The 24,133-nt window shown below is 76.3% G+C and carries 22 protein-coding genes and 1 pseudogene; 14 read left to right on the plus strand and 9 right to left on the minus strand.

The features are described 5' to 3' along the window. Positions 1-46: 46 nt before the first annotated feature. On the minus strand, positions 47-766 hold the full coding sequence (locus FB380_RS20415) for a permease (protein WP_166757079.1): 720 nt from the start codon (positions 764-766) through the stop codon (positions 47-49). A 226-nt stretch (positions 767-992) separates the two neighbouring features. Here FB380_RS20415 and FB380_RS20420 point away from each other — a divergent pair, with 226 nt between their 5' ends. From FB380_RS20420 to FB380_RS20430, 3 genes are read left to right on the plus strand one after another with little or no spacing between them, the layout of a single operon-like run. Further along, positions 993-1,244 (plus strand): BatC protein, encoded by a 252-nt coding sequence (locus FB380_RS20420; protein ID WP_166757080.1) that lies wholly within the window; start codon positions 993-995, stop codon positions 1,242-1,244. A 2-nt stretch (positions 1,245-1,246) separates the two neighbouring features. Then, positions 1,247-2,611 (plus strand): cupin domain-containing protein, encoded by a 1,365-nt coding sequence (locus tag FB380_RS20425; protein ID WP_166757081.1) that lies wholly within the window; start codon positions 1,247-1,249, stop codon positions 2,609-2,611. Then, complete coding sequence (locus FB380_RS20430; RefSeq protein WP_166757082.1) at positions 2,580-3,602, plus strand: sucrase ferredoxin; 1,023 nt, start codon at positions 2,580-2,582, stop codon at positions 3,600-3,602. Before FB380_RS20425 ends, FB380_RS20430 begins: the two co-directional genes overlap by 32 nt. A gap of 18 nt (positions 3,603-3,620) precedes the next feature. On the opposite strand, the gene FB380_RS20435 is transcribed toward FB380_RS20430, so the two are convergent. Beyond that, the gene (locus tag FB380_RS20435) at positions 3,621-4,814 is read right to left on the minus strand and encodes an alkaline phosphatase family protein (protein ID WP_166757083.1); all 1,194 of its coding nucleotides are present in this window, start codon (positions 4,812-4,814) and stop codon (positions 3,621-3,623) included. Between the two features lie 20 nt (positions 4,815-4,834). Continuing rightward, complete coding sequence (locus tag FB380_RS20440; protein ID WP_166757084.1) at positions 4,835-5,578, minus strand: class I SAM-dependent methyltransferase; 744 nt, start codon at positions 5,576-5,578, stop codon at positions 4,835-4,837. A gap of 141 nt (positions 5,579-5,719) precedes the next feature. Here FB380_RS20440 and FB380_RS20445 point away from each other — a divergent pair, with 141 nt between their 5' ends. Next, the gene (locus tag FB380_RS20445; RefSeq protein WP_166757085.1) at positions 5,720-6,481 is read left to right on the plus strand and encodes a metallophosphoesterase family protein; all 762 of its coding nucleotides are present in this window, start codon (positions 5,720-5,722) and stop codon (positions 6,479-6,481) included. A 338-nt stretch (positions 6,482-6,819) separates the two neighbouring features. On the opposite strand, the gene FB380_RS20450 is transcribed toward FB380_RS20445, so the two are convergent. The 3 genes from FB380_RS20450 to FB380_RS20460 are packed head-to-tail and all read right to left on the minus strand — an operon-like array spanning position 6,820 to position 11,461. Next, positions 6,820-10,623 carry a DNA polymerase III subunit alpha gene (locus tag FB380_RS20450; RefSeq protein WP_166757086.1) on the minus strand — a complete coding sequence of 1,268 codons (3,804 nt, stop codon included), beginning with the start codon at positions 10,621-10,623 and terminating at the stop codon, positions 6,820-6,822. Beyond that, on the minus strand, positions 10,620-11,135 hold the full coding sequence (locus FB380_RS20455) for an SAV_6107 family HEPN domain-containing protein (protein WP_166757087.1): 516 nt from the start codon (positions 11,133-11,135) through the stop codon (positions 10,620-10,622). Before FB380_RS20455 ends, FB380_RS20450 begins: the two co-directional genes overlap by 4 nt. Further along, positions 11,135-11,461 (minus strand): DUF6504 family protein, encoded by a 327-nt coding sequence (locus FB380_RS20460; RefSeq protein ID WP_166757088.1) that lies wholly within the window; start codon positions 11,459-11,461, stop codon positions 11,135-11,137. The genes FB380_RS20455 and FB380_RS20460 overlap by 1 nt, the downstream gene beginning before the upstream one ends. 343 nt (positions 11,462-11,804) lie before the next feature. Between FB380_RS20460 and FB380_RS20465 the strand changes: the two genes are divergently transcribed. The 7 genes and pseudogenes from FB380_RS20465 to FB380_RS20495 all read left to right on the plus strand — a co-directional run bounded on the left by FB380_RS20465 (position 11,805) and on the right by FB380_RS20495 (position 17,965). Further along, positions 11,805-12,332: a YbaK/EbsC family protein gene (locus FB380_RS20465; protein WP_166757089.1), complete on the plus strand. Its 528-nt coding sequence runs from the start codon at positions 11,805-11,807 to the stop codon at positions 12,330-12,332. Continuing rightward, complete coding sequence (locus FB380_RS20470; RefSeq protein WP_188959630.1) at positions 12,329-12,922, plus strand: GNAT family N-acetyltransferase; 594 nt, start codon at positions 12,329-12,331, stop codon at positions 12,920-12,922. Before FB380_RS20465 ends, FB380_RS20470 begins: the two co-directional genes overlap by 4 nt. A 32-nt stretch (positions 12,923-12,954) precedes the next feature. Next, the gene (locus FB380_RS20475; protein WP_229682211.1) at positions 12,955-14,580 is read left to right on the plus strand and encodes a phytoene desaturase family protein; all 1,626 of its coding nucleotides are present in this window, start codon (positions 12,955-12,957) and stop codon (positions 14,578-14,580) included. Beyond that, a complete protein-coding gene (locus tag FB380_RS20480; protein WP_166757090.1) occupies positions 14,577-15,395 on the plus strand; it encodes a carotenoid biosynthesis protein in 819 nt (272 codons plus the stop codon). Before FB380_RS20475 ends, FB380_RS20480 begins: the two co-directional genes overlap by 4 nt. After that, positions 15,392-16,612 carry a glycosyltransferase family 2 protein gene (locus FB380_RS20485; RefSeq protein WP_166757091.1) on the plus strand — a complete coding sequence of 407 codons (1,221 nt, stop codon included), beginning with the start codon at positions 15,392-15,394 and terminating at the stop codon, positions 16,610-16,612. The genes FB380_RS20480 and FB380_RS20485 overlap by 4 nt, the downstream gene beginning before the upstream one ends. An 89-nt stretch (positions 16,613-16,701) precedes the next feature. Beyond that, a pseudogene (locus FB380_RS20490) lies at positions 16,702-17,277 on the plus strand (peroxiredoxin family protein); the annotation flags it as partial. Between the two features lie 31 nt (positions 17,278-17,308). Beyond that, positions 17,309-17,965: a flavin reductase family protein gene (locus FB380_RS20495; RefSeq protein WP_229682191.1), complete on the plus strand. Its 657-nt coding sequence runs from the start codon at positions 17,309-17,311 to the stop codon at positions 17,963-17,965. Positions 17,966-18,035: 70 nt separating this feature from the next. Here the strand turns inward: FB380_RS20495 and FB380_RS20500 are convergent, their stop codons facing one another. Next, positions 18,036-19,013: a carbohydrate kinase family protein gene (locus tag FB380_RS20500; RefSeq protein WP_166757092.1), complete on the minus strand. Its 978-nt coding sequence runs from the start codon at positions 19,011-19,013 to the stop codon at positions 18,036-18,038. 122 nt (positions 19,014-19,135) lie between these two features. Continuing rightward, positions 19,136-19,819 carry a CDP-alcohol phosphatidyltransferase family protein gene (locus tag FB380_RS20505; protein ID WP_166757093.1) on the minus strand — a complete coding sequence of 228 codons (684 nt, stop codon included), beginning with the start codon at positions 19,817-19,819 and terminating at the stop codon, positions 19,136-19,138. Between the two features lie 67 nt (positions 19,820-19,886). On the opposite strand from FB380_RS20505, the gene FB380_RS20510 reads away from it, so the two are divergent. From FB380_RS20510 to FB380_RS20520, 3 genes are all read left to right on the plus strand, one after another. Then, positions 19,887-20,696 (plus strand): lipase family alpha/beta hydrolase, encoded by an 810-nt coding sequence (locus FB380_RS20510; protein WP_188959631.1) that lies wholly within the window; start codon positions 19,887-19,889, stop codon positions 20,694-20,696. A 128-nt stretch (positions 20,697-20,824) separates the two neighbouring features. Beyond that, positions 20,825-22,426 carry a methyl-accepting chemotaxis protein gene (locus tag FB380_RS26095; RefSeq protein ID WP_166757094.1) on the plus strand — a complete coding sequence of 534 codons (1,602 nt, stop codon included), beginning with the start codon at positions 20,825-20,827 and terminating at the stop codon, positions 22,424-22,426. Between the two features lie 83 nt (positions 22,427-22,509). Then, positions 22,510-23,124: a hypothetical protein gene (locus tag FB380_RS20520; protein ID WP_166757095.1), complete on the plus strand. Its 615-nt coding sequence runs from the start codon at positions 22,510-22,512 to the stop codon at positions 23,122-23,124. Here the strand turns inward: FB380_RS20520 and metF are convergent. Next, positions 23,117-24,019: a methylenetetrahydrofolate reductase [NAD(P)H] gene (gene metF, locus FB380_RS20525; protein WP_166757096.1), complete on the minus strand. Its 903-nt coding sequence runs from the start codon at positions 24,017-24,019 to the stop codon at positions 23,117-23,119. The genes FB380_RS20520 and metF overlap by 8 nt on opposite strands. Between the last annotated feature and the right edge of the window lie 114 nt (positions 24,020-24,133).

Consider the following 24,133-nt stretch of genomic DNA (forward strand, 5'->3'; position numbering starts at 1 on the left):
CGGGTCGGGCGCGGGGACCGTGGCAGGTCCCCGCGCCTGTCGCGGATCAGCGGGTGGTGGTCACCCGGTCGTCCGCGGTGTCCTTCTTCGACGGCCACATCTTGGCGCCGAGGACGCCACCGAGCGCCGACAGGAGGACGGCCACGCCCATCACCAGGACGGCCCAGCTGGCCACCGACTGGGCGTTGTCCACGACCGGGGCGAGCTGCGCGGCGGGGGCGTTGCTGTTCTGCTGCAGCACGCCGAGCTGGCCGACGACGTCACCGACGGCGCCCAGCACCGCGCCGCCGCCGAGCAGGCTGAGCACCAGGAACGTCGCCATGCCCAGCGCCCACACCAGGACGCCGTGCAGGATCCCGTCGCTCACGCCCCGCCAGATCGCCGAGGCCGCCGCGGTCAGCCCACCGAGGAAGAAGGCGCCCCACAGGATCGCCGTGCTGATCCAGTCGGCGTTGGAGCCGCCGGCGCCCTCGATGTCCCACCAGCCGAGGGCGAAGGTGATCAGGTTGAACAGGACGAAGGAGGAGACGGCCACGAGCAGGCCCGCCCACACCGGACCCCACCGGACCCGGTCCCGTCGCGGCGGGGCCACCGACACGTGCGTCGGCTCCTCGCGCCGCTCCACCTCGTGGACCGCCGGCTCGCGGAGCACCGGCTCGGCCCGCACCTCGCGGGTGGCGCCGACGGTCGTCTCCCGTGTCGCGTCGCTCCCCGGGGTGGTGGCTCCCGAGGTGGTGGCGTCTGTCCGTGCACGACTCTCTGTCATGACCCGTGTCCTCTCGTGCGTCGTCTGTGGTGTGCAGTCCTGGCATTGCCCACCGGCGAGCACTCCCACGTCGCCCGTCCGATCGTGACCGGATCGTCATCGGGCGGTGCGGGAGCCGGGACGCGCAGCCACACCCGCAGGCAGGTGTGGGCAGTCGATCATCGCGGTAGAACTGCTCTCAGGTGGTCGCCGGCCGGCGGCCACGAGGACGACGATCGGAGGAACCATGGCGTTCGACGACGACGACATGACCAGCACCGAGGGCCCCGCGGACTCGGGCGCGGGCGAGGGCACGCCGGGTCAGCACGACGGCGGTGCCGATGGTGGCGCCGACGGCGGCGCTGACGGCGGTGCCGATGGTGGCGCTGACGGCGGCGCCGATGGTGGTGCCGACGGCGGCGCCGAGGGCCCGGCCGACTCCAGTGCCGGCGGCGGCACCCCCGGCCAGCACGACGGCGGCGCGGACGGCTCGGCCTGACCGTGCTCGACCCTGAACGGCAGGACCGGGCGCCGTCCTCCTCGGAGGGCGGTGCCCGCTCCTGGGCGGAGAGCGCTGCCCGCCCGGCGCTGCGCCGCTGCATCCGGGTCGAGCCGGACGTGTTCGCCGCCGAGCACTGGTCCCGCCGCCCCCTGCTGTCCACCGCCGAGGAGCTCGGCGGCACCTTCACCGACCTGCTCGACCTCGACGCGGTCGACGAGCTGCTGAGCACCCGCGGGCTGCGGACGCCGTTCCTGCGGATCGCCAAGGACGGCGCCGTCGTCGACGCCAAGCGCTTCACCAGCCCCCAGGGCGCCGGTGCCGAGGTGGCCGACCAGGTCTCCTCCGACGCGGTGCTGCGCCTGTTCGCCGACGGGAGCACCGTCGTCCTGCAGGGCCTGCACCGGCTCTGGCCGCCGCTGATCGAGTTCGCCGGCCAGCTCGCCGCCGACCTCGGGCACCCCACCCAGGTCAACGCCTACGTCACCCCGCCGTCCTCGCGCGGGTTCTCCCCGCACTACGACGTGCACGACGTGTTCGTGCTGCAGGTCGCCGGGGAGAAGCACTGGACGATCCACGAGCCGGTGCTCACCGACCCGCTGCGCACCCACCCCTGGGCCGACCGGGCCGACGAGGTCGCCGCCGCCGCGCAGCGCCCGCCGGTGATCGACGCGGTGCTGCGCCCCGGCGACGCCCTCTACCTGCCCCGCGGCTACCTGCACTCGGCGGTCGCGCTCGGGGAGATCAGCGCCCACCTGACCGTCGGCGTGCACTCGGTGACCCGCTGGGGCGCCGTGGAGTCCGCGCTGGACCTGGTGCGGACCCTGGCCGCCGACGACCCCACGCTGCGCGGCTCGCTGCCGCTCGGCGTCGACCTGGCCGACCCCGCCGCCACCACCGAGGACGTCGCCGCGGTGCTGTCGGGCCTGCAGCGCTGGCTCGGCGAGGTCGACCCGGCCGCCGTGGCCGACGGGCTGCGGGCCCGCACCTGGGCGCAGGTGCGGCCGGCCCCGGTGTCGCCGCTGGCCCAGTCCGGCGCGCTCGCCACGCTGACCGCCGACACCGTGCTGCAGGTGCGGCCGCTGCTGCGCCTGCAGCTGCGCGAGCCGGCCGGCGGACGGGTCGCCCTGGTCGCCGGCCGCCGCACCCACGACCTGCCGGCCAGCACCCACCCGGCGCTGGCCGCGCTGCTGGACACCGGCGAGCTCAAGGTCGGTGACCTGCCCGGGCTGGACGCCGCCGACCAGCTCACCCTGGCCCGCCGGCTGGTGACCGAGGCGATCGCCGTCGTCCCGGGGGCCCGGCCCGGCGGTGCCCCCGGCGGGGCGGGGCACGATGGGGGCCGTGACGACCGCCCCGAGGCCTGACCGCGCGGAGGTCGACCCGCAGTTCTGCCAGGACCCCGGGGAGGCGACCGGGGAGATCGGCGCGCCCCGGTCGGCCCCGCCGGGCCGGCTGGACCCGGCTCGGTGCTCGGTGCAGGCGCTGCTGCGCGGTGACTCCCCGGTCGCGACCGCCCCACCGGCCCGCCGGTGGCTGCTGGTCGAGCAGCCCGGCCCGTGGGGCCGGGACGCGCTGCTGGAGTCCCGGTTCGACCGCGGGGTCGCCACGGAGCTGGCAGCCCGGGCGCGCGAGCTGGGGATGCGGATCCAGATGATCCGCCGGCCCGGTGAGCGGCTGGCCGACTCCGGCCGGCGCTGGGCGGTCGCCGACACCACGCCGGGCCGGGAGACGCTCCACTGGTCGACCCGGGAGTCCGACGCCGACCTGCTCACCCGACCCTGGGACGGCTCGGTGGGTGAGCCCACGCAGGTGCCGACCTACCTGGTCTGCACCCACGGGGCACACGACGCCTGCTGCGCGGTGCGGGGCCGGCCGCTGGCCCGGGCGCTGCCCGCCGGCGGCGTCCCGGCCGACGTCTGGGAGACCAGCCACCTGGGCGGTGACCGGTTCGCCGCCAACGTCGTCGTCCTGCCGTGGGGGTTCGTCTACGGCCAGGTGCCCGAGGACGGCGCGGAGCTGCTCGCCGCGCACGCGGCCGGCCAGGTCGCGCTGCCGTGGCTGCGGGGCCGGGCCGGGGTCGCGCCGGCGGCGCAGGCCGCCCAGCAGCACGCCCGAGCCGAGCTCGGGCTGCTCGGCGTGCACGACCTGCCCACCCGGCGGGTGGCGGTGCTCGAGGCACCGGCGGGCGGCGCCGAGCGGTTCGAGGTGACGCTGGCCGGCCCGGCCGGCGACGTGGTGGTCACCGTGGAGAGCCGGCTGTCGACCGAGGCGCACCGGCTCACCTGCGCCGCGGTCCGGCCGGGCCGCTGGCGCACCTGGCACCCGCTGTCCCTGCGGGTCGCCGCACCGGCCTGAGCCCGGGTCGGGCGGGCGTCAGTCCAGCGCGCGGCCGCGGACGGCCAGCAGCGGGATCGTCAGCTCCGCCGGGGTGAGCGAGCCGTGATACGCGGCCAGCATCGACCCGACCGGGTCCTGCTGAGCGTCGGTGAAGGCCCAGCTGCCCCGGGCGAGCGCGACGACGTCGCCGATCCGGTCGGCCAGCGCCGGGTCGACGGCACCGAACACCCCGCTCTCGACCGCCTCCGCCCGGCTGACCACCCAGGCTCGGTGGCCGAGCACCGCGCGCCAGGCGGCGAGCACGTCGTCGGCGGCCCCGGGCTCGGCGTGCACGTAGCGGGCCCGCGGTTCGCCGGCGAGCAGCCGCACGCCGTCGGTGAGCGCGGGTTCCTCGCCGATGTCGAGCCGGGTGTCGTCGGGGACGTCGACCATGCCGTGGTCGGCGGTCACCAGCAGCACCGCGTCGTCGGGCAGCCCCTCGGCCAGCTGCTCGACCAGCCGGTCGACGATGCCGAGCTGGGCGCGCCAGCTGGGCGAGTCGAGACCGCGGACGTGCCCGGTGAGGTCGAGCTCGGCGGTGTAGCCGTAGACCAGGCTGCGCCGGCCGGTGCGCAGCGCGGCGTGCATCCCGGCGACCAGGTCGCCGGGGCTGAAGGCGCTGGCGTAGTCGGCCCCGCGGTAGGCGGCGCGGGTGAGGCCGGAGCCGGCGAAGGTGTGCGGGGCGACGACGGTGCACGAGACGCCGGCGGCGGTGGCCTGCTCGAAGACGGTGGGCGCGGCCTGCCACTGCAACGGGTCGGGGTCGTCACCCCAGTGGACGTGGTTGAGGGTGCGGCCCTCGCCGGGCACCTCGGTGACGAAGCCGAGCACGCCGTGGCTGCCCGGGGGGAGGCCGGTGCCCAGGGTGACGAGGCTGACCGGGGTGGTGCTGGGGCAGGGCGCGGACAGCGTGCCGACGGGGCTGCCGAGCGCGTTGAGCACCGGCGCCTGCCGCGGGTGGGCGGCGACCAGCTCGGCACCCAGGCCGTCGACCAGCAGGACGGCGACCCGGCGGGCGCCGGCCAGGGCGGACGTCAGGTCGAGGGGGTCGACGGGCAGGTCACTGCGGCGCACCGGGACGCCGAGGGCGGAGGCGGCGCCGGGCAGGACGTCGGCGAGGGTGGCACCGCCGTACCGCGGCACCGCGAACTCCTCGGGTGCGCTCGTCGGCGCACCGGCTCCCCCGCTCATCGGCTCTCCGGCGGGCCGGGTCAGCCGGCGGCGGGCCGGGTGGCCAGGACGTGCAGGCCGGTGGCGACGTCCCGGTAGGGCGAGGTGCCGGCCAGCGCCAGCTCCAGGTCGCGCAACGCGGCCGGGTCGGCACCGGAGGAGGCGCCCAGCAGGTCGGCGACGACGGAGACGCCGTGCCACTCTCCCGGCTCCAGCCCGGCGCCGGCGAGCAGCGCGAGCAGCTCCTGGGGGTCGAACCGCCGGTGGGCGGGGGCGCTACGGCTGGGGGCCGGGTCGCGGTCGGCGAGCAGGGCACGGGCCTCGACCGGGTGCCCGCTGATCGCCCGCCCGAGGACGGCGCCGGCCCGGTTCGCGACGGCGAGGGAGAGCTGCGCGCCGGGGCGGAGCACGCCGGCGAGCTGCTGCAGGGTGCTGGCCGGCTCGTCGACGACCTCGAGCACGAAGTGGCAGAGCACCAGGTCGAAGAGGGCGCCGGACGGGAGCGCGGTGAGCATCCGGTCGCCGTCGCCCTGGACGCCGCGGACCCGGTCGGCCGCGCCGGCGGTGGCGGCCCGGCGGTGCAGCGTGGCCAGCGCGTCGGCGCTGGGGTCGACGACGGTGACCTGGTGGCCGAGGGCGGCGAGCGGGACGGCGAACATCCCGCTGCCGCCGCCGAGGTCGAGCACCTGCAGCGGGGTGCCGGCAGCGACGAGCGGGTCGAGCGCGGCCCAGATCGCCGCGGTGCGGGCCGGGGCCTGCGCGGCGGTGGCCGGAGGGGTCGTCACCCAGCGCAGCCTAGTGGCGGCCCGCTGCCCCCACCCGGCACCGTCCGGTGACGCTGCGGCACGCTCGCCCGCCGCCGTCCCGCGCCGTGCGCCCGCAGCGAGATCCGTTCCGGCGGGCCGCGGCCCGGGCAGGGTGACGGCATGGTGCGACGCGTCGCGGTGCTGTCCGACGTCCACGGGGTGCTCCCGGTGCTGGAGGCGGTGCTGGCCGAGCCGGCGGTCGCCGGTGCGGACCTGGTCGTGGTCACCGGCGACCACGCGGCCGGGCCGCAGCCGGTGGAGGTGCTGGACCGGCTGACCGGCCTCGGCGACCGGGTGCTGCTGGTGCGGGGCAACGCCGACCGGTGGCTGGCGACCCTGGCCCGCGGTGGCGACGTGCGCGTGCCGGACCCGGTGATCCGGTGGGCCGCGGCGCAGTTGCGGCCGGACCAGGTGGAGCTGCTCGCCGGGCTGCCGCACCCGGTGACCCTGGACGTCGACGGCTTCGGGCCGACGGTGTTCTGCCACGGCACGCCCCGGGACGACGACGAGGTGGTGCTGGTCGACACCCGACTGTCCCGGTGGGCCGAGGTGTTCGCCGACCTGCCGCCGGAGGTCGCGACGGTGGTCTGCGGGCACACGCACATGCCGTTCGTGCGGCTGGTGGACCGGCGGCTGGTGGTGAACCCCGGCAGCGTCGGGATGCCGTACGGGCGGGCCGGCGGGCACTGGGCGCTGCTGGCCGACGGGGCGGTGACCCTGCACCGGACGCCGGTCGACGTGGACGCCGCGGTGGCCCGGGTGGCCGCGGAGTCGGGTTACCCGGAGCGGCAGGAGTGGGCCGACCAGTACGTCCGCTCGGCGGCCAGCGACGCGGAGGCGCTCACCGTCTTCGGCCCCCGCGACGGCCGCCCGGGCAGCTGAGCGAGTGTCGGTCAGACGCCCGGAGGCAGTGGTCCGTCGGAAGGGAAGCGCCCGCTCAGCTGAGCCGAGCGGGCGATCGTCCGGAGGCAGTGGTCCGTCGGAACGGGGCCGCCCGCCCAGCTGAGCGACCAGCCGAACGGCGATCGTCCGGAGGCAGTGGTGCGTCGAACGGGGCCAGGGCCACCGCGCCGGTGGAGCAGCCGATCACCGAGTGCACGAGTCCGGCAGCCCGGAGCTGAGCGTGGTGGACATGGTCTGGCTCGCCTGGAGCGATGGACCCGCACAGCCCAGGAGCGATGGGTCCTGGGCCGTGCGGGTGCAACGGTGGGGCGGCCCCGTCAGTGGCCGGAGCTGCCGGGGCTGGAGTGCCAGAGCTTGCGCGGTGGCGCTGCTGCCGCGCGGCGGGCGGCGGTGGCGGCGTCCTCGCCGGCGGGCTTGATGTCGGCGTAGGGGGACATGCGGAAGCCGGTCGGGTGCACCAGCACCGGCCGCACCACCACCGGCCGGGACGCCCGGGACGCTGCGGCCCCGGCGATCGCCTGCTCGGTGTACTCCCCCGGCGCGGCCATCAGCTCCGCCACCGCCGCGAGCCCGCCGGTCTCCCAGGCCTCGTGCAGCGCGGGCAGCTCCCAGGCGCCGGTGGCCCGCATCGAGACACCCCGCGGCCCGGTACGCCGCATCACCCCGCGGACCACCAGCAGCCAGGAGTGGAAGACGGTGGCGGCGTAGGGCCCCTGCACGTCCTCGAAGAAGGTCGCGTCCGCGCAGCCGGTGCCGTCGTCCAGGGTCACGAACACCACCCGGCGGCCGGACCGGATCGGCGGGGTCTGGGTGGCCACCTTCACCCCGGCCACCAGCACCTCCGACCCGCTGCGGCACTGCAGCAGCTCCTCGGCCGGCACCGCACCGAGCGCGGCCAGGAACGGCCGGTAGAACTCGACGACGTGCCGGCTGGCGTCCAGCCCCAGCACCTCAAGCTCGGCGCGCACCCGCTCGGCGTCGGTGAACTCCGGCAGCCCGGAGGCGAGGAACTCCGGCTGCCCGGACCTCTCCTCGCCGGCCTCCTCACCCGCCCCCAGGTCGAACAGCCCGGGCTCGGTCTCCCCGGGCCCGGCGCCGAACAGGTCCAGCCCCAGCTGGCCGGTGCTGCTGGCGCGGGCACCGCTGCGGCTCCAGCGGTCCAGCTCCCCGATCTGCAGCAGCAGGTCGCGGCGGGTCAGCTGCTGACGCCGCCGCGCCGGCCGGCCGCCCTCGCTGTCGCGCACCCCGAACCCGTAGACGGAGTCGAAGCCGCCGGCCAGCACCAGCCGCTCCACCACCGGCCGGGACACCTTCGCCCGGTTCCAGAAGTCGGTCAGCGACCGGTAGGGCTGCCCGGCCTGGACCCGGGCGACCTCCTCGTCGTTGATCCCCTTCACGTCGGCGAGCGAGAGCCGGATGCCGTACCGCCCCGGGTCGGGCATCGACGCCGGCATCCACGACGGCCGGGTCCACGACCGGTTCCCGCCGTCCGGCTCGTCGCCGGCGGCTCCGTCGTCCATGCCGTCGTCCGTGCCGCCGCCGACCCGCTCGATCCGGTAGGTGCCGGCCGAGGCGTTGACGTCCAGGCCGAGCACCTGCACCCCGAAGTTGCGGGCGTCGTCGAGGATCAGCCGCTTGGGGTACATCCCCGGGTCGTGGGTGAGCACCCCGGCCAGGAAGGCCGCGGTGTGGTGGGTCTTCAGCCAGGCCGACTGGTAGGTCGGCAGCGCGAACGCCGCGGCGTGGGCCTTGCAGAAGCCGAACGAGCCGAAGGCGACCAGCACCTCCCACACCTGCTCGACCACCGCGACGTCGAAGCCCTCCGCCAGCGCCCGGGGCGCGAACCAGGCCTTGACCTCCGGGTGGGCGTCCTTCTCCCCCAGTGCCCGGCGTACCTCGTCGGCCTCGGCCAGGTCGCAGCCGGTCATCACCGACACGATCTGCAGCACCTGCTCGTGGAAGACCACCACCCCGGCGGTCTCCTCCAGCGCCGGCCGCAGCGCCGGGTGCAGGTAGACCGGGTCGCGCCAGCCGTTCCGGGCCATCAGGAACGGGGTGACCATGTCGCTCTTCACCGGCCCGGGCCGGAACAGCGAGATGTCGACGATGAGGTCCTCGAACGTCTGCGGGCCGAACTTGCCGACCAGCTCCCGCTGACCCGGTGACTCGATCTGGAACATGCCCAGGGTCCGGGTGCTGCGGATCAGCTCGAAGGTCGTCGGGTCGTCGCGCGGGACGGTGTCGATCTCGACCTGCTCCCCGTCGACCCGGGCCACCTCGTCCATCGCGTGCGCGATCGCCGACTGCATCCGGATGCCGAGCAGGTCCAGCTTGAGCAGCCCCAGCTCCTCGACGTCGTCCTTGTCGAACTGGCTCATCGGGTAGCCCAGGTAGCTGTTCTCCACCGGCGTGCGGTCGAGCAGCGTGGCATCGGAGAGCAGCACCCCGCACGGGTGCAGCGCGATGTGCCGGGGCAGCCCGTCGAGCCGGGCGACCAGGTCGAACAGCAGGTCCAGATCACCCGAGCCGCCGCTTCGCCTGGAGCCCAGCCGGCTGGCCCGCAGCTCCGGGAGGTCACGCAGCGCCGCGTGCACCTGGTTGGCCCGGATGTGCGGGAACGCCTTGGCCACCGCGTCGACCTCCGCCGGCGGCAGCCCCAGGGCGGCGCCGACGTCGCGGACCGCGTGCCGCACCCGGTAGGTGTCCATCATCGAGATGCAGCTGACCCGGGAGGCGCCGAAGCGCTCGATCACCGCGTCGTAGACCTCCATCCGGCGGGCGGACTCGACGTCGATGTCGATGTCAGGCAGCTGGTGACGCAGCGGGGAGAGGAAGCGTTCCATCAGCAGCCCGTACCGGATCGGGTCGACGTCGGAGATGCCCAGCAGGTAGGTGACCAGGCTGCCGGCGCCCGAGCCCCGGGCCGCGGCGCGGACCCGCAGCTCCTTGATCAGGGTGACCACGTCGGCGACGGTGAGAAAGTAGGAGGGGTAGCCGAGGGAGTCGATGACCGCCAGCTCCTCCTCCAGCCGCTCGCGCACCGCGGCCGACGGCGTCATCCCGCGCCGGCCGAACCCGGCCTCGCAGCGGGCCCGCAGCACCGCCGACGGGCCCATCCCCTGCTCGGCCGCGCTGGTGACCACGTCGAGCTCGGGATAGCGCACGGTGCCGATGCCGAGGTCGGCCCGGACGTCGACCGCGCACTGCTCGGCGACCCGGGCGGTGGTCTCCAGCAGGCGCAGGGCGGCGTCCCGGTCCGGCCCGGCCAGCTCCTCGGCCAGCAGCGCCATCTCCTTGCCCGACTTCAGGTGCCCCTCGGCGGTGCGCCGGTCGACGTGCCGCTGGCCCAGCGGCACCAGCCGGCGGGCGGCGTCCAGCACGTCGGCGGTCGGGGCGTCGAGGGCGTCGACGTAGCGGACGGCGTTGGTCAGCACCGCCGGCACCCCGGCCTCGGCCGCCAGCCGCAGCATCGCCTGGGCACGGGACCGGTCGCCCTGGCCGCGGTGGTGCACGACCTCGAGCACCAGCTGGCCGGGCCCGAACACCGATCGCCAGGTGGCCAGCCGGGCGTGCGCCAGGTCGGCCCGGCCGGCGGCCAGCGCACGGCCGACCGAGGACCCCGGCCCCAGCACCGCCAGCAGCCCGGCCGAGTGCGCGCCGGCCAGCGTCAGCGAGCTGACCGGCTCGCCGCGGGTGCCACCGAGGTGGGTGGCGCTGGTGAGCCGGCACAGCGACCGCCAGCCCGCGCCGTCGCGGGCGAGGAAGGTGACCCGGGGCAGCCGCGGGTCGACGCTGGCCCCGCCGCGCGCCGGGGCCCGGCGGCCGGCGGGGTGGGCGGCCCGGTGCCGGGCCGCGGCGGTGATCCGCCCGGGGGTCTGGTCACCCGGCTCGCCGCCGGCGACCGGGTCGACGGCGAGGTCGACGCCGAACAGCGGCCGGATGCCCGCCGACCGGCAGGCCAGGGCGAACTTGACCGCGCCGTACAGACCGTCGCGGTCGGTCAGGGCCAGCGCGCCCATGCCGTGCTCGGCCGCCCGGGCGACCAGGTCGGCCGGGTGGTTGGCGCCGTGCCGCATCGAGTACCCCGACGCGACGTGCAGGTGGACGAAGGGGTCGCTCACGAGGTGGGGCCGGAGCCGCGGTGGCCCGGGCTGCGCCGGTGCGAGCCGGGGTCGACCGCACGCAGGCGTGCGGGCGCCGGCGGTGCCGGGCGGCTGATCGTGGCCTCCACGACGCCGAGGAACGTGCCGACGTCCCGGACCAGGTCGTCGGCCTCCCGTTCGGTGACCGCGTGCGAGAGGCCCGCCTCGGCGGCGGCGCGCTTGGCCGCCCCGGCGGCGAAGAACGCGGCCCACTCCCCGAGCTCGGGGGCGACCTGACCGATCAGCACCCAGGCGCTGCGCGGCCGGCGCCGCCCGGACTCGGGCTGGGTGCGCGCGGCCAGCACGGCCGCCGCGGCGCGCAGGGCGGCCAGGTGCGCGGTCGCGTACCGCCAGGCCGCGTCCGGGCTGCTGGCGGCCTCGGCCAGCCCCCGATGGGCCTGACCGAGCAGCTGGGCGGCGGCCGCGGGCAGCGGCGGGAGCAACGGGAGCTGCCCGTCGGTGGCGGCCGGGAGGGCCCGGGCGGCGCCCATCAGTCGTGCACCCGGACGAGCAGCCACTGGTTGCCCGTCGGCTCCCAGGACAGGTCGAAGACGCCCGCGAAGCTCATCCGGGACCGGCCTGCGCGGACCGCCTCGACCCGCCAGACCTGCCGGGTGGCGACCAGCTCGGCCGACGCCCCACCCCCTCCGGCGGCATCGGGCTGCCACCACGGCGCGGTCTCCACCCACGAGTCGAGCAGCTCCCCCACCACGTACCGGGTCTGTCCGCGCCAGAACTCGGCCGGCCCCGACGGCCCCTGCTCGACCTGCACCTCTTCACCGACGCGGCCACCGGCCCCGGCGAGCACTCGGCTCATGTCAGACTCCGCAACTCGTCGCCCCTCCCGGCACCCCACCCCACCGGCCCGGCGGGGAAGCGCACGTCGGGGAAGGACGTGACGGCCCGGGCCGGCGAACGGGTCGCCGGTGTTCGAACAGGTGTTCGAACACCGATGAGTAGACCGGACCGGCCGGGGGTGGTCAAGCCGAACGGGCGTGTCGGCGTCCGTGTCGTTACAGCGACTGCACTCGTGGCGTCGGCGCTCCCTCGAGTCCGGGTCGAGGGTCGCCGTCGGCCTCGGCCGACGCCCGCTCACGGTCGGCAGCGGCCGCAGGTCCCGGGTGGCGCACGGCCCCGGGGCCGGTGGGAGGATCGCGGGCATGACCGCTGCGGAGACCCCGCACCACCCCCGGGTCGCCGAGGTCGAGCAGGTCCTGCGCGCCGCCGGCGTCGCCGGCGAGGTGCGCACCCTGCCCGACAGCGCCCGCACCGCCGCCGCCGCGGCCGCCCAGCTCGGCGTCGAGGTCGGGGCGATCGCCAACAGCCTGGTGTTCGACGCCGGCGACGTCCCGCTGCTCGTGCTCACCAGCGGCGCACACCGGGTCGACGAGGCCCTGGTCGCCGACCTCCTCGGCGTCCCGCGGATCACCCGGGCCACCCCCGAGTTCGTCCGCCGGCACACCGGTCAGGCGATCGGCGGGGTGGCCCCGGTCGGCCACCCGGAGCCGATCGGCACCCTGGTCGACGTCGAGCTCGCCCGGCACCCCCAGGTGTGGGCGGCCGCCGGGCACCCGCACACCGTCTTCCCCACCAGCTACGACGAGCTGCTGCAGCTCACCGCCGGCACCCCCGCGGAGGTCGGCCCCGGCCCCTCCCCGGCCGCCGCGGACGAGGAGACCTCCCGATGACCGGCACCACCCCCGCCACCCGGATCACCGAGCTGCCCGCCGGCTGGATGCGCGAGCACCTGCACGAGGCGCTGGCGATCTACGGGGCGGCGATGGGCTACGGCGACTCCGTCGTCGCCGGGCGGTACGGCTACGCCGTCCAGCACACCGAGCGGGAGGGGTTCCGCGCCGTCGGCGCCTTCGCCGAGGTGCGGCAGGACGACGGCACGGTCGGCGAGCGGCTGGTCGGCTTCGGCTACGGCTACGTCGTCGCCCCCGGCCAGTGGTGGCACGACCAGGTCCGCAACGCCCTGGACCGCCGGACGGCGAAGCAGTGGCTGCCCGGCGCGTTCGAGGTGTGCGAGCTGCACGTGCACCCCGACCGGCAGAGCCAGGGCCTCGGCCGACAGCTGCTGCACGCGCTGCTGGCCGACCTCCCCCAGCCGGCCGCCCTGCTGAGCACCCCGGACACCGACACCAAGGCCTTCCGGCTGTACCACGCCGACGGGTTCGTCGACCTGGCCCGCGGCTACCACTTCCCCGGCGACGCCCGTCCCTTCGCCATCCTGGGCGCGCGCCTGCCGCTCACCCGCCCGGCTGGGAAGGGCTGATCACCGTCGACAGCACCGCGGACGTCGTCGTCATCGGCTCCGGGCACAACGGGCTCGTCGCCGCCTGCCACCTGGCCCGGGCCGGGCTGCGGGTGGAGGTGGTGGAGTCCGACGAGGTGCTCGGCGGTGCCGTCTCCACCGTCGAGCGCTGGCCCGGCGTCCGGGTCGACCGCGGGTCCAGCGCCCACGTGATCATCCGGCACAGCGGGGTGGTCGAGGAGCTGGAGCTCGAGCGCTTCGGCCTCCGCTACGTCGACTGCGACCCCTGGGGGTTCGCCCCCGCACCGGTGCCCGGCGACCCCGGTCCCGACGGCCGGCCGCTGGTCTTCTCCGTCGACCTCGACGCCACCTGCGCCTCCATCGCCGCCGCCTGCGGGGACGCCGACGCCGCGGCCTACCGCCGGTTCGTCGAGGTGTGGGGGCCGCGCAGCGCCGCCGTCGTCCGTGCCTTCGGCGACCGGCCGGCGATGACCCGGCTGGTCCGGCACCTGTGGCCGGTCGGCGCCCCCCGGCGCGGCCAGCCGCGCACCCCGGGCGGGGAGATCGCCACCGACTTCCTCGGCTCCGGCGACGCCCTGCTCGACCGCTGGTTCACCAGCGAACGGCTCAAGGCCGCCCTCGCCTGGTTCGGCGCCCAGTCCGGGCCCCCCATGTCCGAGCCCGGCACGGCGGCGATGGTCGGCTGGGTGGCGCTGCTGCACGACGTCCCGCCCGGCCACCCGGTCGGCGGCTCGGGCGGGCTCACCCAGGCACTGGCCGCCCGGCTGGCCAGTGACGGCGGCCGGGTCACCCTCGGGGACGGCGCGGCCCGCCTCCTCGTCGACGGGCCGCCCGACGACCGGCGGGTCACCGGGGTGCAGACCGTCTCCGGGCGGCGGATCACCGCACCGGTGGTCGTCGCCGCCTGCCACGTGCTGGCCACCCGGGCGCTGGCCGGCGACGACGCCCCGCCCGCACTGGCCGAGGCCGACCCGCCGCTGGGCAACGGCTTCGGCCTGGTGCTGCGCTGCCAGACCGACGCCCTGCCGAACTACCCCGGCGCGGGCGAGGAGGCGCTGCAGGGCCTGCAGCTGCTCTGCACCGACCGGGCCCAGCTGGCCCGGGCGCACGGCGACTGGCTGGCCGGCGAGCTGCCCCGGGAGCCGGTCCCGCTGGCCATGTCCTTCTCCGCGAGCGACCCGACCCTGGCCCCGGCCGGCCAGCACGTGGTCACCATCTGGGGGCAGTGGTACCCCTACGAGCTCGCCGACGGGTCGGACTGGGCGGAGATCGCCGACCGGGCCGCCCAGCAGCTGATCGCCGCGGTCGACCGGTACGCACCCGGCTTCGGCGACTCGGTACAGCGGCTGTACGTGCAGACCCCGCTGAAGCTGGAGCAGGAACTGTCCCTGCTGCGTGGCAACGTCATGCACGTGGAGATGAGCCTGGCCAGCATGTTCGGCTTCCGGCCGACCCCGGCGCTGTCCGGTCACCGGGTGCCGGGGCTGGGCGGGCTGTACCTCACCGGCGCCTCCACGCACCCCGGAGGCGGGGTCTCCGGCAACTCCGGCCGCACCGCCGCCCGGGTGGTGCTGGCCGACCGCCGGCCGGCCGCCCGGCTGCGGGCCCGGCTGACGGGCGGTGCCGGGCGTCTCGCGCGCCGGAGGACGGCGGGGTGACCGGGGCGCTCACCGCACGCCGGCCGGGCACCGACCCGGCTCCCCTGCCCTGGCTGCCGCTCGCGCTCACCGTCGCGCTGCTGGGCACCGCGATCGCCTACCCGCTCAGCAGCGGCTCCGCCCGCGACGCGGTCAGCTGGACGATCGTCCTGCTGGGGTCGGCGGTCTCGGTCAGCCACGCCACGATCAGCCGTGGCGCCCGCACCGGTGCCGGGCTGCTCGTCCTCGTCGGCGTCGTCGCGGTGCTGTTCGAGGCGCTCGGGCTCAGCACCGGCTTCCCCTACGGCGAGTACCGCTACAGCGACATGCTGGGGCCGACGCTGCTCGGGGTGCCCTTCCTGGTGCCGCTGGCCTGGCTGATGATGGCCTGGCCGAGCTGGGTGCTCGCCGCCCGGCTGACCTCGCGGGTGCGCCCCGCCCGGCGCCGGGCCGCCCGGGTGGCGGGAGCGGCCTACGTCTTCGCCGGCTGGGACGTCGTGCTCGACCCGCAGCTGGTGCAGGCCGGCTACTGGCGGTGGGCGAACCCGGAGCCCGGCCTGCCCGGCATCCCCACCGTGCCGCTCACCAACCTCGCCGGCTGGCTGCTGGCCGGACTGGTGCTGATGAGCCTGCTCGACGTGCTCGTCGAGCGCACCAGCCGGCTCCCCCGGATCGGCGACGCTGCGCCGCTGCTCACGCTGGGCTGGATGGTGCTGGGCGGGGCGCTGGCCCACGCTGCCTGGCTCGACCTCCCGGGATCGGCGGTCTGGGGCGTCGTCCTGGCGGTGCCGGTGCTCGCCGTCCTCGCCGTCCAGGCGCGGCGGGGCCGCCGGTGAGCGCGGCCTGGCGCCGGCTCCTGCGGGTGTGCGCCGGGCTGTCCGTGGTCGCCGCCGTCCACGCCGCGCTGAACAGCCGGCTCCTCCGCCGGCCACCGGCCCTGCCCCGGCCGGTCGCCCGGCGGGTGACCGTGGTGGTCCCGGCACGCGACGAGGCCGACCAGATCGAGGGCTGCCTGGCCGCCGTGCTCGACCAGCGCGGGGTGCCCGGCCTGCGGGTCGTGGTCGTCGACGACGGCTCCACCGACGACACCGCCGCGCGCGTGGTGGGCGTGGCCGATCCGCGGGTGACGTTGCTGCCCGCCATCCCGCCCGGGCCGGGCTGGCTCGGCAAGCCGAACGCGTGCGCCCAAGGCGCCGCTGCCGCTCACCGGGCGCCCTCGGACGGCCGGGCACCCTCGGACCACCAGGCGACCACCGACGACCGGGCGACCACCGACGACGTGCTGGTGTTCCTGGACGCCGACGTCCGGCTGATGCCCGACGCGATCGCCTCCGCGGTCGCCCTGCTCGACGACGCGGCACTCGACCTGGTCTCCCCCTGGCCGCGGCAGCTCACCGGCAGCGCGGCCGAGCGGCTGGTCCAGCCGCTGCAGCAGTGGCTGTGGGCCACCCTCCTGCCGCTGCGGCTGGCCGAGCGGTCACCACGACCGTCGCTGGCGGCGGCCAACGGCCAGTTCCTGGTGGTCCGCCGGGCCGCCTACGACCGGGCCGGCGGGCACGGCGCCGTGCGCGGTGAGGTGATCGAGGACGTCGCACTGCTGCGCGCGGTCAAGGCCGCCGGGGGCCGGGGCGTCGTCGTCGACGGGTCGACGCTGGCCGCCTGCCGGATGTACGACGGCTGGCCGGGGGTCCGGGACGGCTACACGAAGTCGCTGTGGTCGGCGGTCGGCGGTCACCCGGCGGCGGCCGCCGGTGTCGCCGCCGGGCTCAGCGCCGTCTGGCTGCTGCCGCCGCTGGCCGCGCTGACCGGCTCCCGCGCCGGCCTGGTCGGCTACGCCGCCGGGGTGGTCAACCGGGCCGTGGTCGCGACCCGCACGGGCGGCCGGGCCTGGCCGGACTCCCTGGCGCATCCGGTGTCGATCGCGCTGCTCGACGTGCTGGTCGCCCGCTCGGTGGCCGGTCACCGGAACGGGTCGCTCCGGTGGCGCGGGCGCGCCCTCTCCCCCGCCGCCGCCCAGCGGGCCGACCTCCCAGCACCCATCCTGGGCAGATGACCAGCAGCGACCTCCTCAGCCTGCGCACCGACGAGCGCGCCGCACTCCTCTTCGTCGGGTTGCGCGGCGACTGGTAGCCCTACTGCTGCGCCCAGGCGGTCCGCCTGGCCCGGTCCCTGTCCCGCATCTCCGCCGCCGGCGCCGAGGTGGTGCTCGCCTCGGTCGATCCCCCCGAGGTGCAGCTGGCCATGGACCGCACCTGGCACCTGCCCTTCCGGTGGGCCAGCGACCCGGGCGGCACCCGGCTGGCCCAGCCCCTGGACGCCTGGGACACCGAGGCCTCGATCTTCCGGCCGGTCGTCATCGTGGTCGCCCCGGACGGCCGCGAGGTGTTCCGCGAACTGTCCCGGGACTTCACCGACCGCACCGACGACGAGCCGGTGCTGACCGCCATCGAGGCCCTGGGGCTCCCCGCGCTCCCCGAGCCGGCCCCCTGGGCGCCCGAGGGCGTGGTCCCGCACCCGTCGAAGCGCGTGTTCACGCCCAGCTCCTTCATCCCCTACTTCCGCGCGATCCGGTTCAACACGATGGCGCTGAGCCAGCGGATGGTCGACGAGCGGGACCGCGACCAGCTGGTCACCGAGCAGCGGATGGCCGAGTCCTTCCTCGCCACCTTCGACGAGTGGCGGGCCGAGCACCCGCCGGGCGACCAGGCCCGGGTCTGACCGGGGCGAACCGGTCGGCGACGATGAGCCGGTGACCGAGCAGAGCAGTCCGCCGCGCGTCTCCTTCGACCCGGCGGAGATGGAGACCTCGGCCTTCTACCGGGTGCTGAACTCGGTGGTGGTGCCCCGGCCGATCGCCTGGGTGTGCAGCCGCTCGGCCGAGGGCGTGCACAACCTGGCGCCGCACTCCTTCTACACGGTGGCCTGCGTCGACCCGCCGGTCGTCCAGTTCACCTCGGTGGGCCGCAAGGACTCGCTGCGCAACGTCGAGGACAGCGGCGAGTTCACCATCAGCCTCACCCCGGAGGCGCTGTTCGAGCAGGTCAACGCCACGGCGACGGACTTCCCGCCGGACCAGAGCGAGGCCGAGCACACCGGCGTCACCCTGGAACCCAGCGACCGGATCGCCACGATGCGGGTCGCCCAGTCGCCGGTGACCCTGGAGTGCGTGCTGCACGCGACGCTGCGGCTGGGCGACAGCACGGTGGTGTTCGGCCGGGTCGTGCACGTGTCGGCGTGGGACAGCGTCGTCCGGGACGGCCGGCCGCGGATCGAGCAGCTGCAGCCGCTGGCCCGGCTCGGCGGCAACGAGTGGTCGACCATCGGCGAGGTGAAGGAGATCCGCCGGATCCCCTACCGCAGCTGGAGCGAGGACCCGGCCATCGGCGACCGCCTGCGCGGCGGCTGATGGCGGACCCCGTCCAGAGGCTCGCTCGGGGCGAGCCTCTGGACGGGGCCGACGTCGCGCTCGTGGCCCCTCAGGCCGGCAGGAAGGGGGCCACCTCGTCGGCGGCGTCGGCGCCGAAGGCCTCGGCGAAGCGCTCCAGGAAGGGCGCCCGCGGCAGCGTGTACTCCTGGGTGCCGATCACCTCGACCGCGGCGGTGGCGACCGCGGACCCGACCTGGGTGGCGCGCTCGATCCCGAGCCCCCACTGGCGGGCCGCCACGAACCCGGCGCGGAGCGCGTCCCCACCGCCGGTCGGCTCCACCGGCTTGGTCTCCGGGACGGCGATCACCTCGATCGTCGGCTCGCCGGCCCGCTCGACGCGCACGCCCTTGGCGGCCTGGGTGGTGACCCAGGTGCCCACCCGGGCGAGCACCTCGGCGTCGTCCCAGCCGGTCTTCTGCAGCAGCAGGGCGTGCTCGTACTCGTTGGTGAACAGCAGGTCGGCGCCGTCGACGAGCTCGCGGATCATCTCCCCGTCGGCCCAGGCCAGCTGCTGCGAGGGGTCGGCGAGGAACGGGTAGCCCCGCTGCCGGCACTCCTGCGTGTGCTGCACCATCGCCGTCGGGTCGTTCGGCCCGACGATCACCAGGTCCAGGTCGCCGACCCGCGCGGCCACCGGGGCCAGCTCGATCAGCGACGCCTCGGACATGGCGCCGGAGTAGAAGGACGCGATCTGGTTGTTCGCCGCGTCGGTGGTGCAGACGAAGCGCGCCGTGTGCTTGAGCTCGGACCAGTGCACGCTGCCGGTGTCCACGCCGTGCCGGGTCAGCCAGGCGTCGTAGTCGGAGAAGTCGTTGCCCACCGCGCCGACCAGCACCGGGCCCTGCCCGAGCAGCCCGAGCCCGTAGGCCATGTTCGCCCCGGCACCACCGCGGTGCTGCACCAGGTCGTCGACCAGGAAGGAGAGCGAGACGTTCTCCATCTTGCCCTCGACGAACTGGTCGGTGAACTTCCCGGGGAAGGTCATCAGGTGGTCGGTGGCGATCGAACCGGTCACGACGACGGGCATGAGGGCGACTCTCTCCGGGGACGGCGGCCACCATCGGCCTGCGGACCCCGGCCGGGAACGGACGCCGGGGCGGGGAACAGCGTAGGAGCCGCGGGACGTCCCCGCCCGCGGAGGGAGGGCGGTCAGTCCGCGAGCGCGCGGCGCAGCTGGACGCCGAGCTGCGCCGTCCCGATGACGCCGAGCAGGCACCCGACCGCCGCCGCGGCGCTCACGCTGAGCTCGACGGCGTCGGCGCCCCAGGCGGTCACGTCCACGTCGATGAGCGAGACGACCCCGGCGCCACCGAGCCCGAGAGCCGCCATCGCCACCCGGCTGGGCCGTTCCCACACCGAGACGGCCCCCGTCTCGTGGACGCCGGCCTGCCCGGCGCGGGCCCGCAGGTAGTCCGGCAGCCAGCACAGCGCGCCGAAGGCCGCGGCCAGCAGGCCGGGGGCACCGGCGACCCAGAAGGCGAGGGCGTAGCCGACCTCGGTCAGCCGGTCGACGGCGGAGTCCAGCACGAACCCCCGCCGGGAGGCGCGACCGCCGGCGATGGCCAGGGCGCCGTCCAGGGAGTCCAGCAGGCCGGAGAGACCGATGAGCACCCCGGCCGCGATCAGCCAGGCCCCGCCGGCGGCGGCCGGGGCGATCGCGGCCAGCGCGACCAGCAGGCCCAGCGCGGTGGCCACCAGCGGGGAGAGCCGGGCCAGCGGCACCGCCAAGGCGTAGGCCAGCGACAGCCAGCCGCGCACCAGCCGGCTCTCGGCAGGGTCGGTGCCGCCGTGCCATCGTGACCAGGCCACCAGGTACTCGTCGCGGCTCAGCACGCTGTGCAGTCCACCACGATGCGCCGCGGCCGGTGGCGCCCTGCGCGCGAGCAGGGACAGTGGGCTGGTGCTCGCCGGCCTCCCCACCGCCCGCCGCCGTCTCCTCGTGCTGCTGGCCCTGGTCGCCGTGGGAGCCGTCGCAGCCCTCGTCGTCCTCCGGCTGACCGGAGCGGACGACGCCGCCCGGCCGGCCGCGGAGGACGAGGCGACCCCCGGCCCGGTCCTGCTGGTGCCCGGCTACGGCGGCTCGGTCGGCTCGCTGCAGACCCTCGCCGACCGGCTCGCCGCCGGCGGGCGGGACGCCACCGTCGTCCCCGTGCCGGGTGACGGCACCGGCGACCTCGCCGCCTCCGCCGCGGCCCTGGACACCGCGGTCGACGAGGCGCTCGCGCGCACCGGCGCCGACAGCGTGGACGTCGTCGGCTACTCCGCCGGCGGGGTGGTCGCCCGGCTGTGGGCGGCGGACGGCGGCGCGGAGCAGGCCCGGCGGGTGCTCACCCTCGGCTCCCCGCACCACGGCACCACCGTCGCCGACCTGGCTGCCCGGTTCCTGGCCGCGGAGTGCCCGGACGCCTGCCAGCAGCTGACCACCGGCAGCCCGCTGCTCGCCGAGCTGAACGCCGGCGACGAGACGCCCGCGGGGCCGGACTGGGTGTCGGTGTGGACGACGGGCGACGGGACCGTGACACCGCCGGCGTCGGCGGAGCTGGCCGGGGCGCTGAACGTCCCCGTGCAGTCGGTCTGCGCCGACGCCGAGGTCTCGCACGGCCAGCTGCCCGCCGACGCGCTGGTGCAGGCGATCGTGCTGGCCCAGCTGGCCGCCGGGCCCCCGGTGGAGCTCGGCCCGGCCGACTGCGCGCGGCTGCGCGCGGGATGACGGTTGCACGGCACACCCACTTCGGGTGACGCACAACCGGATCGGGCATCACGTGCAGTGCAGGGGTCATTACGGACAGCGAGGCGCCGCGACGGCGCCCCCTCGACCCGCAGCCCCGGAGGCCCCGCGTGCCCGCCACCCCGTTCCCGTCCCGCACCCGCTGGGGCATCACCACCAAGATCGTCGCAGCGGTCGGTACCGCGGTGCTCGTCGCCGTGCTGGTCGGCCTCCTCGGCCTGCGCAGCCTCGGCGACACGGCGGCGGCGACCACGTCCATGTACGAGGAAGAACTGGTCGGCACGGCGCAGGTCGAGGAGATGCGCTCGGCGTTCTTCGCCGTCCGGCTCGCCGGGACCAACTACGCGGTGGCCACCACCACGGCCGACCGGGCCCGGTACCTGGAGAGCCGGCAGGAGGCCTACGTCGCGCTCGACGGCGCAGCTGACCGGTACCTCGACACCAATCCGTCGACCGAGGGCACCGCTCTCGTCCAGCGGGTGCTGGCCGGGATCACCGACTACCGGGGCGCGATGGTCGGCCTCGACGCGCTGGCCGACCGCAGCGACCTCCCCGGCTGGTCGGCAGCTCGTGAGTCGACGGTCACCCCGATCGCCTCGGCGATCATCGGCGACCTCGACCGGCTCGCCGAGCAGCGGGCCACGAACGCTGCCGCGACCGCGGCTTCCGCGACCGACGAGTACCGGCACACCAGGACGGTCCTGGCGGTCGTCGCCGTCCTCGGCTCGCTCGCCGCGCTCACCGCCGGCACCCTCGTCGCCCGGGCGATCACCCGCGGCCTGCGCCGGGTGCAGGCCACCGCACAGGCCCTCGCCGCCGGTGACCTGACCCGCCCGGCGAACGTCTCCTCCCGCGACGAGGTGGGCCAGACCGCGGCCGCCCTGGACGGCGCCCTGGCCGAGCTGCGGACCGTGATGGGGTCGGTGGCCGGGTCGGCCGATGCGGTCGCCGCCTCCTCGGAGGAGCTCAGCGCCTCGGCGGCGCAGATCTCGGCCGCAGCCGAGGAGACCGCCGCGCAGTCCGAGGGGGTCTCCTCCGCCGCAGCGGACGTGTCGCGCAACGTCGACACCGTCGCGGTGGGCGCCGAGCAGATGGGCGCCTCCATCCGGGAGATCAGCAGCAACGCCGCCGAGGCCGTCCGGGTCGCCGCGAGCGCCGTCGCCGAGGCCCGGGCGACCACCGGGACGATCGAGGCCCTGGGCACCTCCAGCCAGGAGATCGGCGCCGTGGTCAGGACCATCACCTCGATCGCCGAGCAGACCAACCTGCTGGCCCTCAACGCCACCATCGAGGCCGCCCGGGCCGGCGAGGCGGGCAGGGGCTTCGCCGTCGTGGCCGATGAGGTGAAGGACCTGGCCCGGGAGACCGCCCGCGCCACGGAGGACATCGCCCGGCGCGTGGAGGCGATCCAGGGCGACACCGCCGGAGCCGTCGCCGCGATCGGCCGGATCAGCACGGTGATCGCCTCGATCAACGACTCCCAGCTGACCATCGCCAGCGCGGTGGAGGAGCAGACCGCGACGACGGGTGAGATGTCCCGGTCGCTGCAGGAGGCCGCCGGCGGGACCACGGAGATCGCCGGCAACATCGGCGGGGTCTCCGCGGCCGCCCAGTCGACGATCGAGGCACTCGGCCAGACCCGGGTCAGCGTCGACGAGCTGGCCCGGATGGCCGCCGGCCTGCGCGCGAGCGTCAGCCGCTTCACCTTCTGAGCGCGCCGTCCAGCGCCCCGGCCGCGGCCGGTCGGACGGTGTCCGACCGGCTCGGCGACCGGTGGCCACCTAGGGTCGCGGGCATGGCCGCCCCGATCAGTGACGCCGTGGTCGTCGACGTGCTCCGCCGCGTCGACCGCGGGCTGACCCCCCTCGCGCAGCGGCTGGGACGGCCGCCGCAGCTGCCGCCGGCCGAGCGCGCCGCCTGGTGGGCCGATCGGGCGAGCCGGGTGGCGGCCGGCGTCTCGGCCGCACCGCGGTTCGCCGGCAAGCTGGCCGACCTGCTGCCGCTGCAGAACACCGTCGGCTCGGCGGTGCAGGCCCTCGTCGTCCTGGGCGTGGCCGGCGAGCACGACGTCGACCGGCCCGCCGAGCGGGTGTCGTTGCTGGCCCGGGTGCTGCTGGACCGGGACCTGCCCGCCGACCGGGTCCAGCCGCTGCTGGACCGGACCCGCGGCGTCTACGTCGACGAGGCGCTCGGCGAGGACCGGTCCGGGATGCGCGGCGCCGCCCGCAGCCTGTGGCGGGCCGCCCGGCTGCTCAGCCGGGTCGACAGCGCCCTGGACGCCCGGCCGAAGGGCAAGCTCCGGCACCGGGCGATGGCCCAGTTCCCGGTCGTCGGGGTCGCCGGGGGCTACGCCGCCGAGCGGGAGGGGCTGCGCCGGGCCGCGCTGGAGGCCGGGGAACTGCTCAGCTGACCAGGTCGGCCCCGGCCAGGTTCGCGTACACCTCACGCGTCGCCGTGGACCGGTTCATGGTGATGAAGTGGATGCCGGGGACGCCCTCGTCCAGCAGCTGCCGGCACATCTGGGTGGCCACCTCGACGCCGAGCTCCCGCACCGCGCGCTTGTCCTCGGGACGGTCGCCGTCCAGGGCGGCGAACCGCTCGGCCAGCTCCGCCGGGAACGCCTGCCCGGACAGCTGCACGATCCGGCTGATCTGCCGGGCGTTGGTCACCGGCATCACGCCGGCGATGACCGGCACGTCACAGCCCCGGGCGGAGACCCGGTCCCGCAGCCGCAGGTAGTCCTCGACCCGGAAGAACATCTGGGTGATGGCGAAGTCGGCACCCGCCCGGCACTTGGCGACGAACATGTCGGTGTCGGACTCGAAGTCCGCCGACCGCGGGTGCCGCTCGGGGAAGGCGGCCACGCCGACGCAGAAGTCGCCGATGCCCTTGATCAGCTCCACCAGCTCCGCGGCGTACCGCAGGCCCTGCGGGTGGGCCACCCACTCCGCCTGCGGGTCCGCGCCCGGCGGGTCGCCGCGCAGCGCCAGCAGGTTCCGCACCCCCGCCGCCGCCAGCCGGCTCACCACGTGCCGGAGCTCGGGAACGCTGTGGTCGACCGCGGTCAGGTGCGCCAGCGGCAGCATCGTGGTGTCGGTGGCGATGCGCTCGGTCACCGACACGGTGCCCTCGCGGGTCGACCCGCCGGCGCCGTAGGTGACCGAGACGAACGAGGGCCGCAGCTGCTCCAGCTGGCGCAGCGCCGTCCACAGCTGCGTCTCGGCCGCCGCGTCCTTCGGCGGGAAGAACTCGAAGGACCAGGTGGGCCGCTCGGTCTGCAGCAGCTCGCGCACGGTGCCGGTCATGGCTCACGAGCCTACGGGCGCCCGGATCACACCCCGCGCAGCGACCGTCGCAGGTCCGTCCCGGATCGGTGCATCCACCGGCGGGGCTGCGGACGAAGGAACTGGACGACCGGC

This window comes from Modestobacter marinus, from assembly GCF_011758655.1.
GTDB classification, from domain to species: Bacteria; Actinomycetota; Actinomycetes; order Mycobacteriales; family Geodermatophilaceae; genus Modestobacter; species Modestobacter marinus.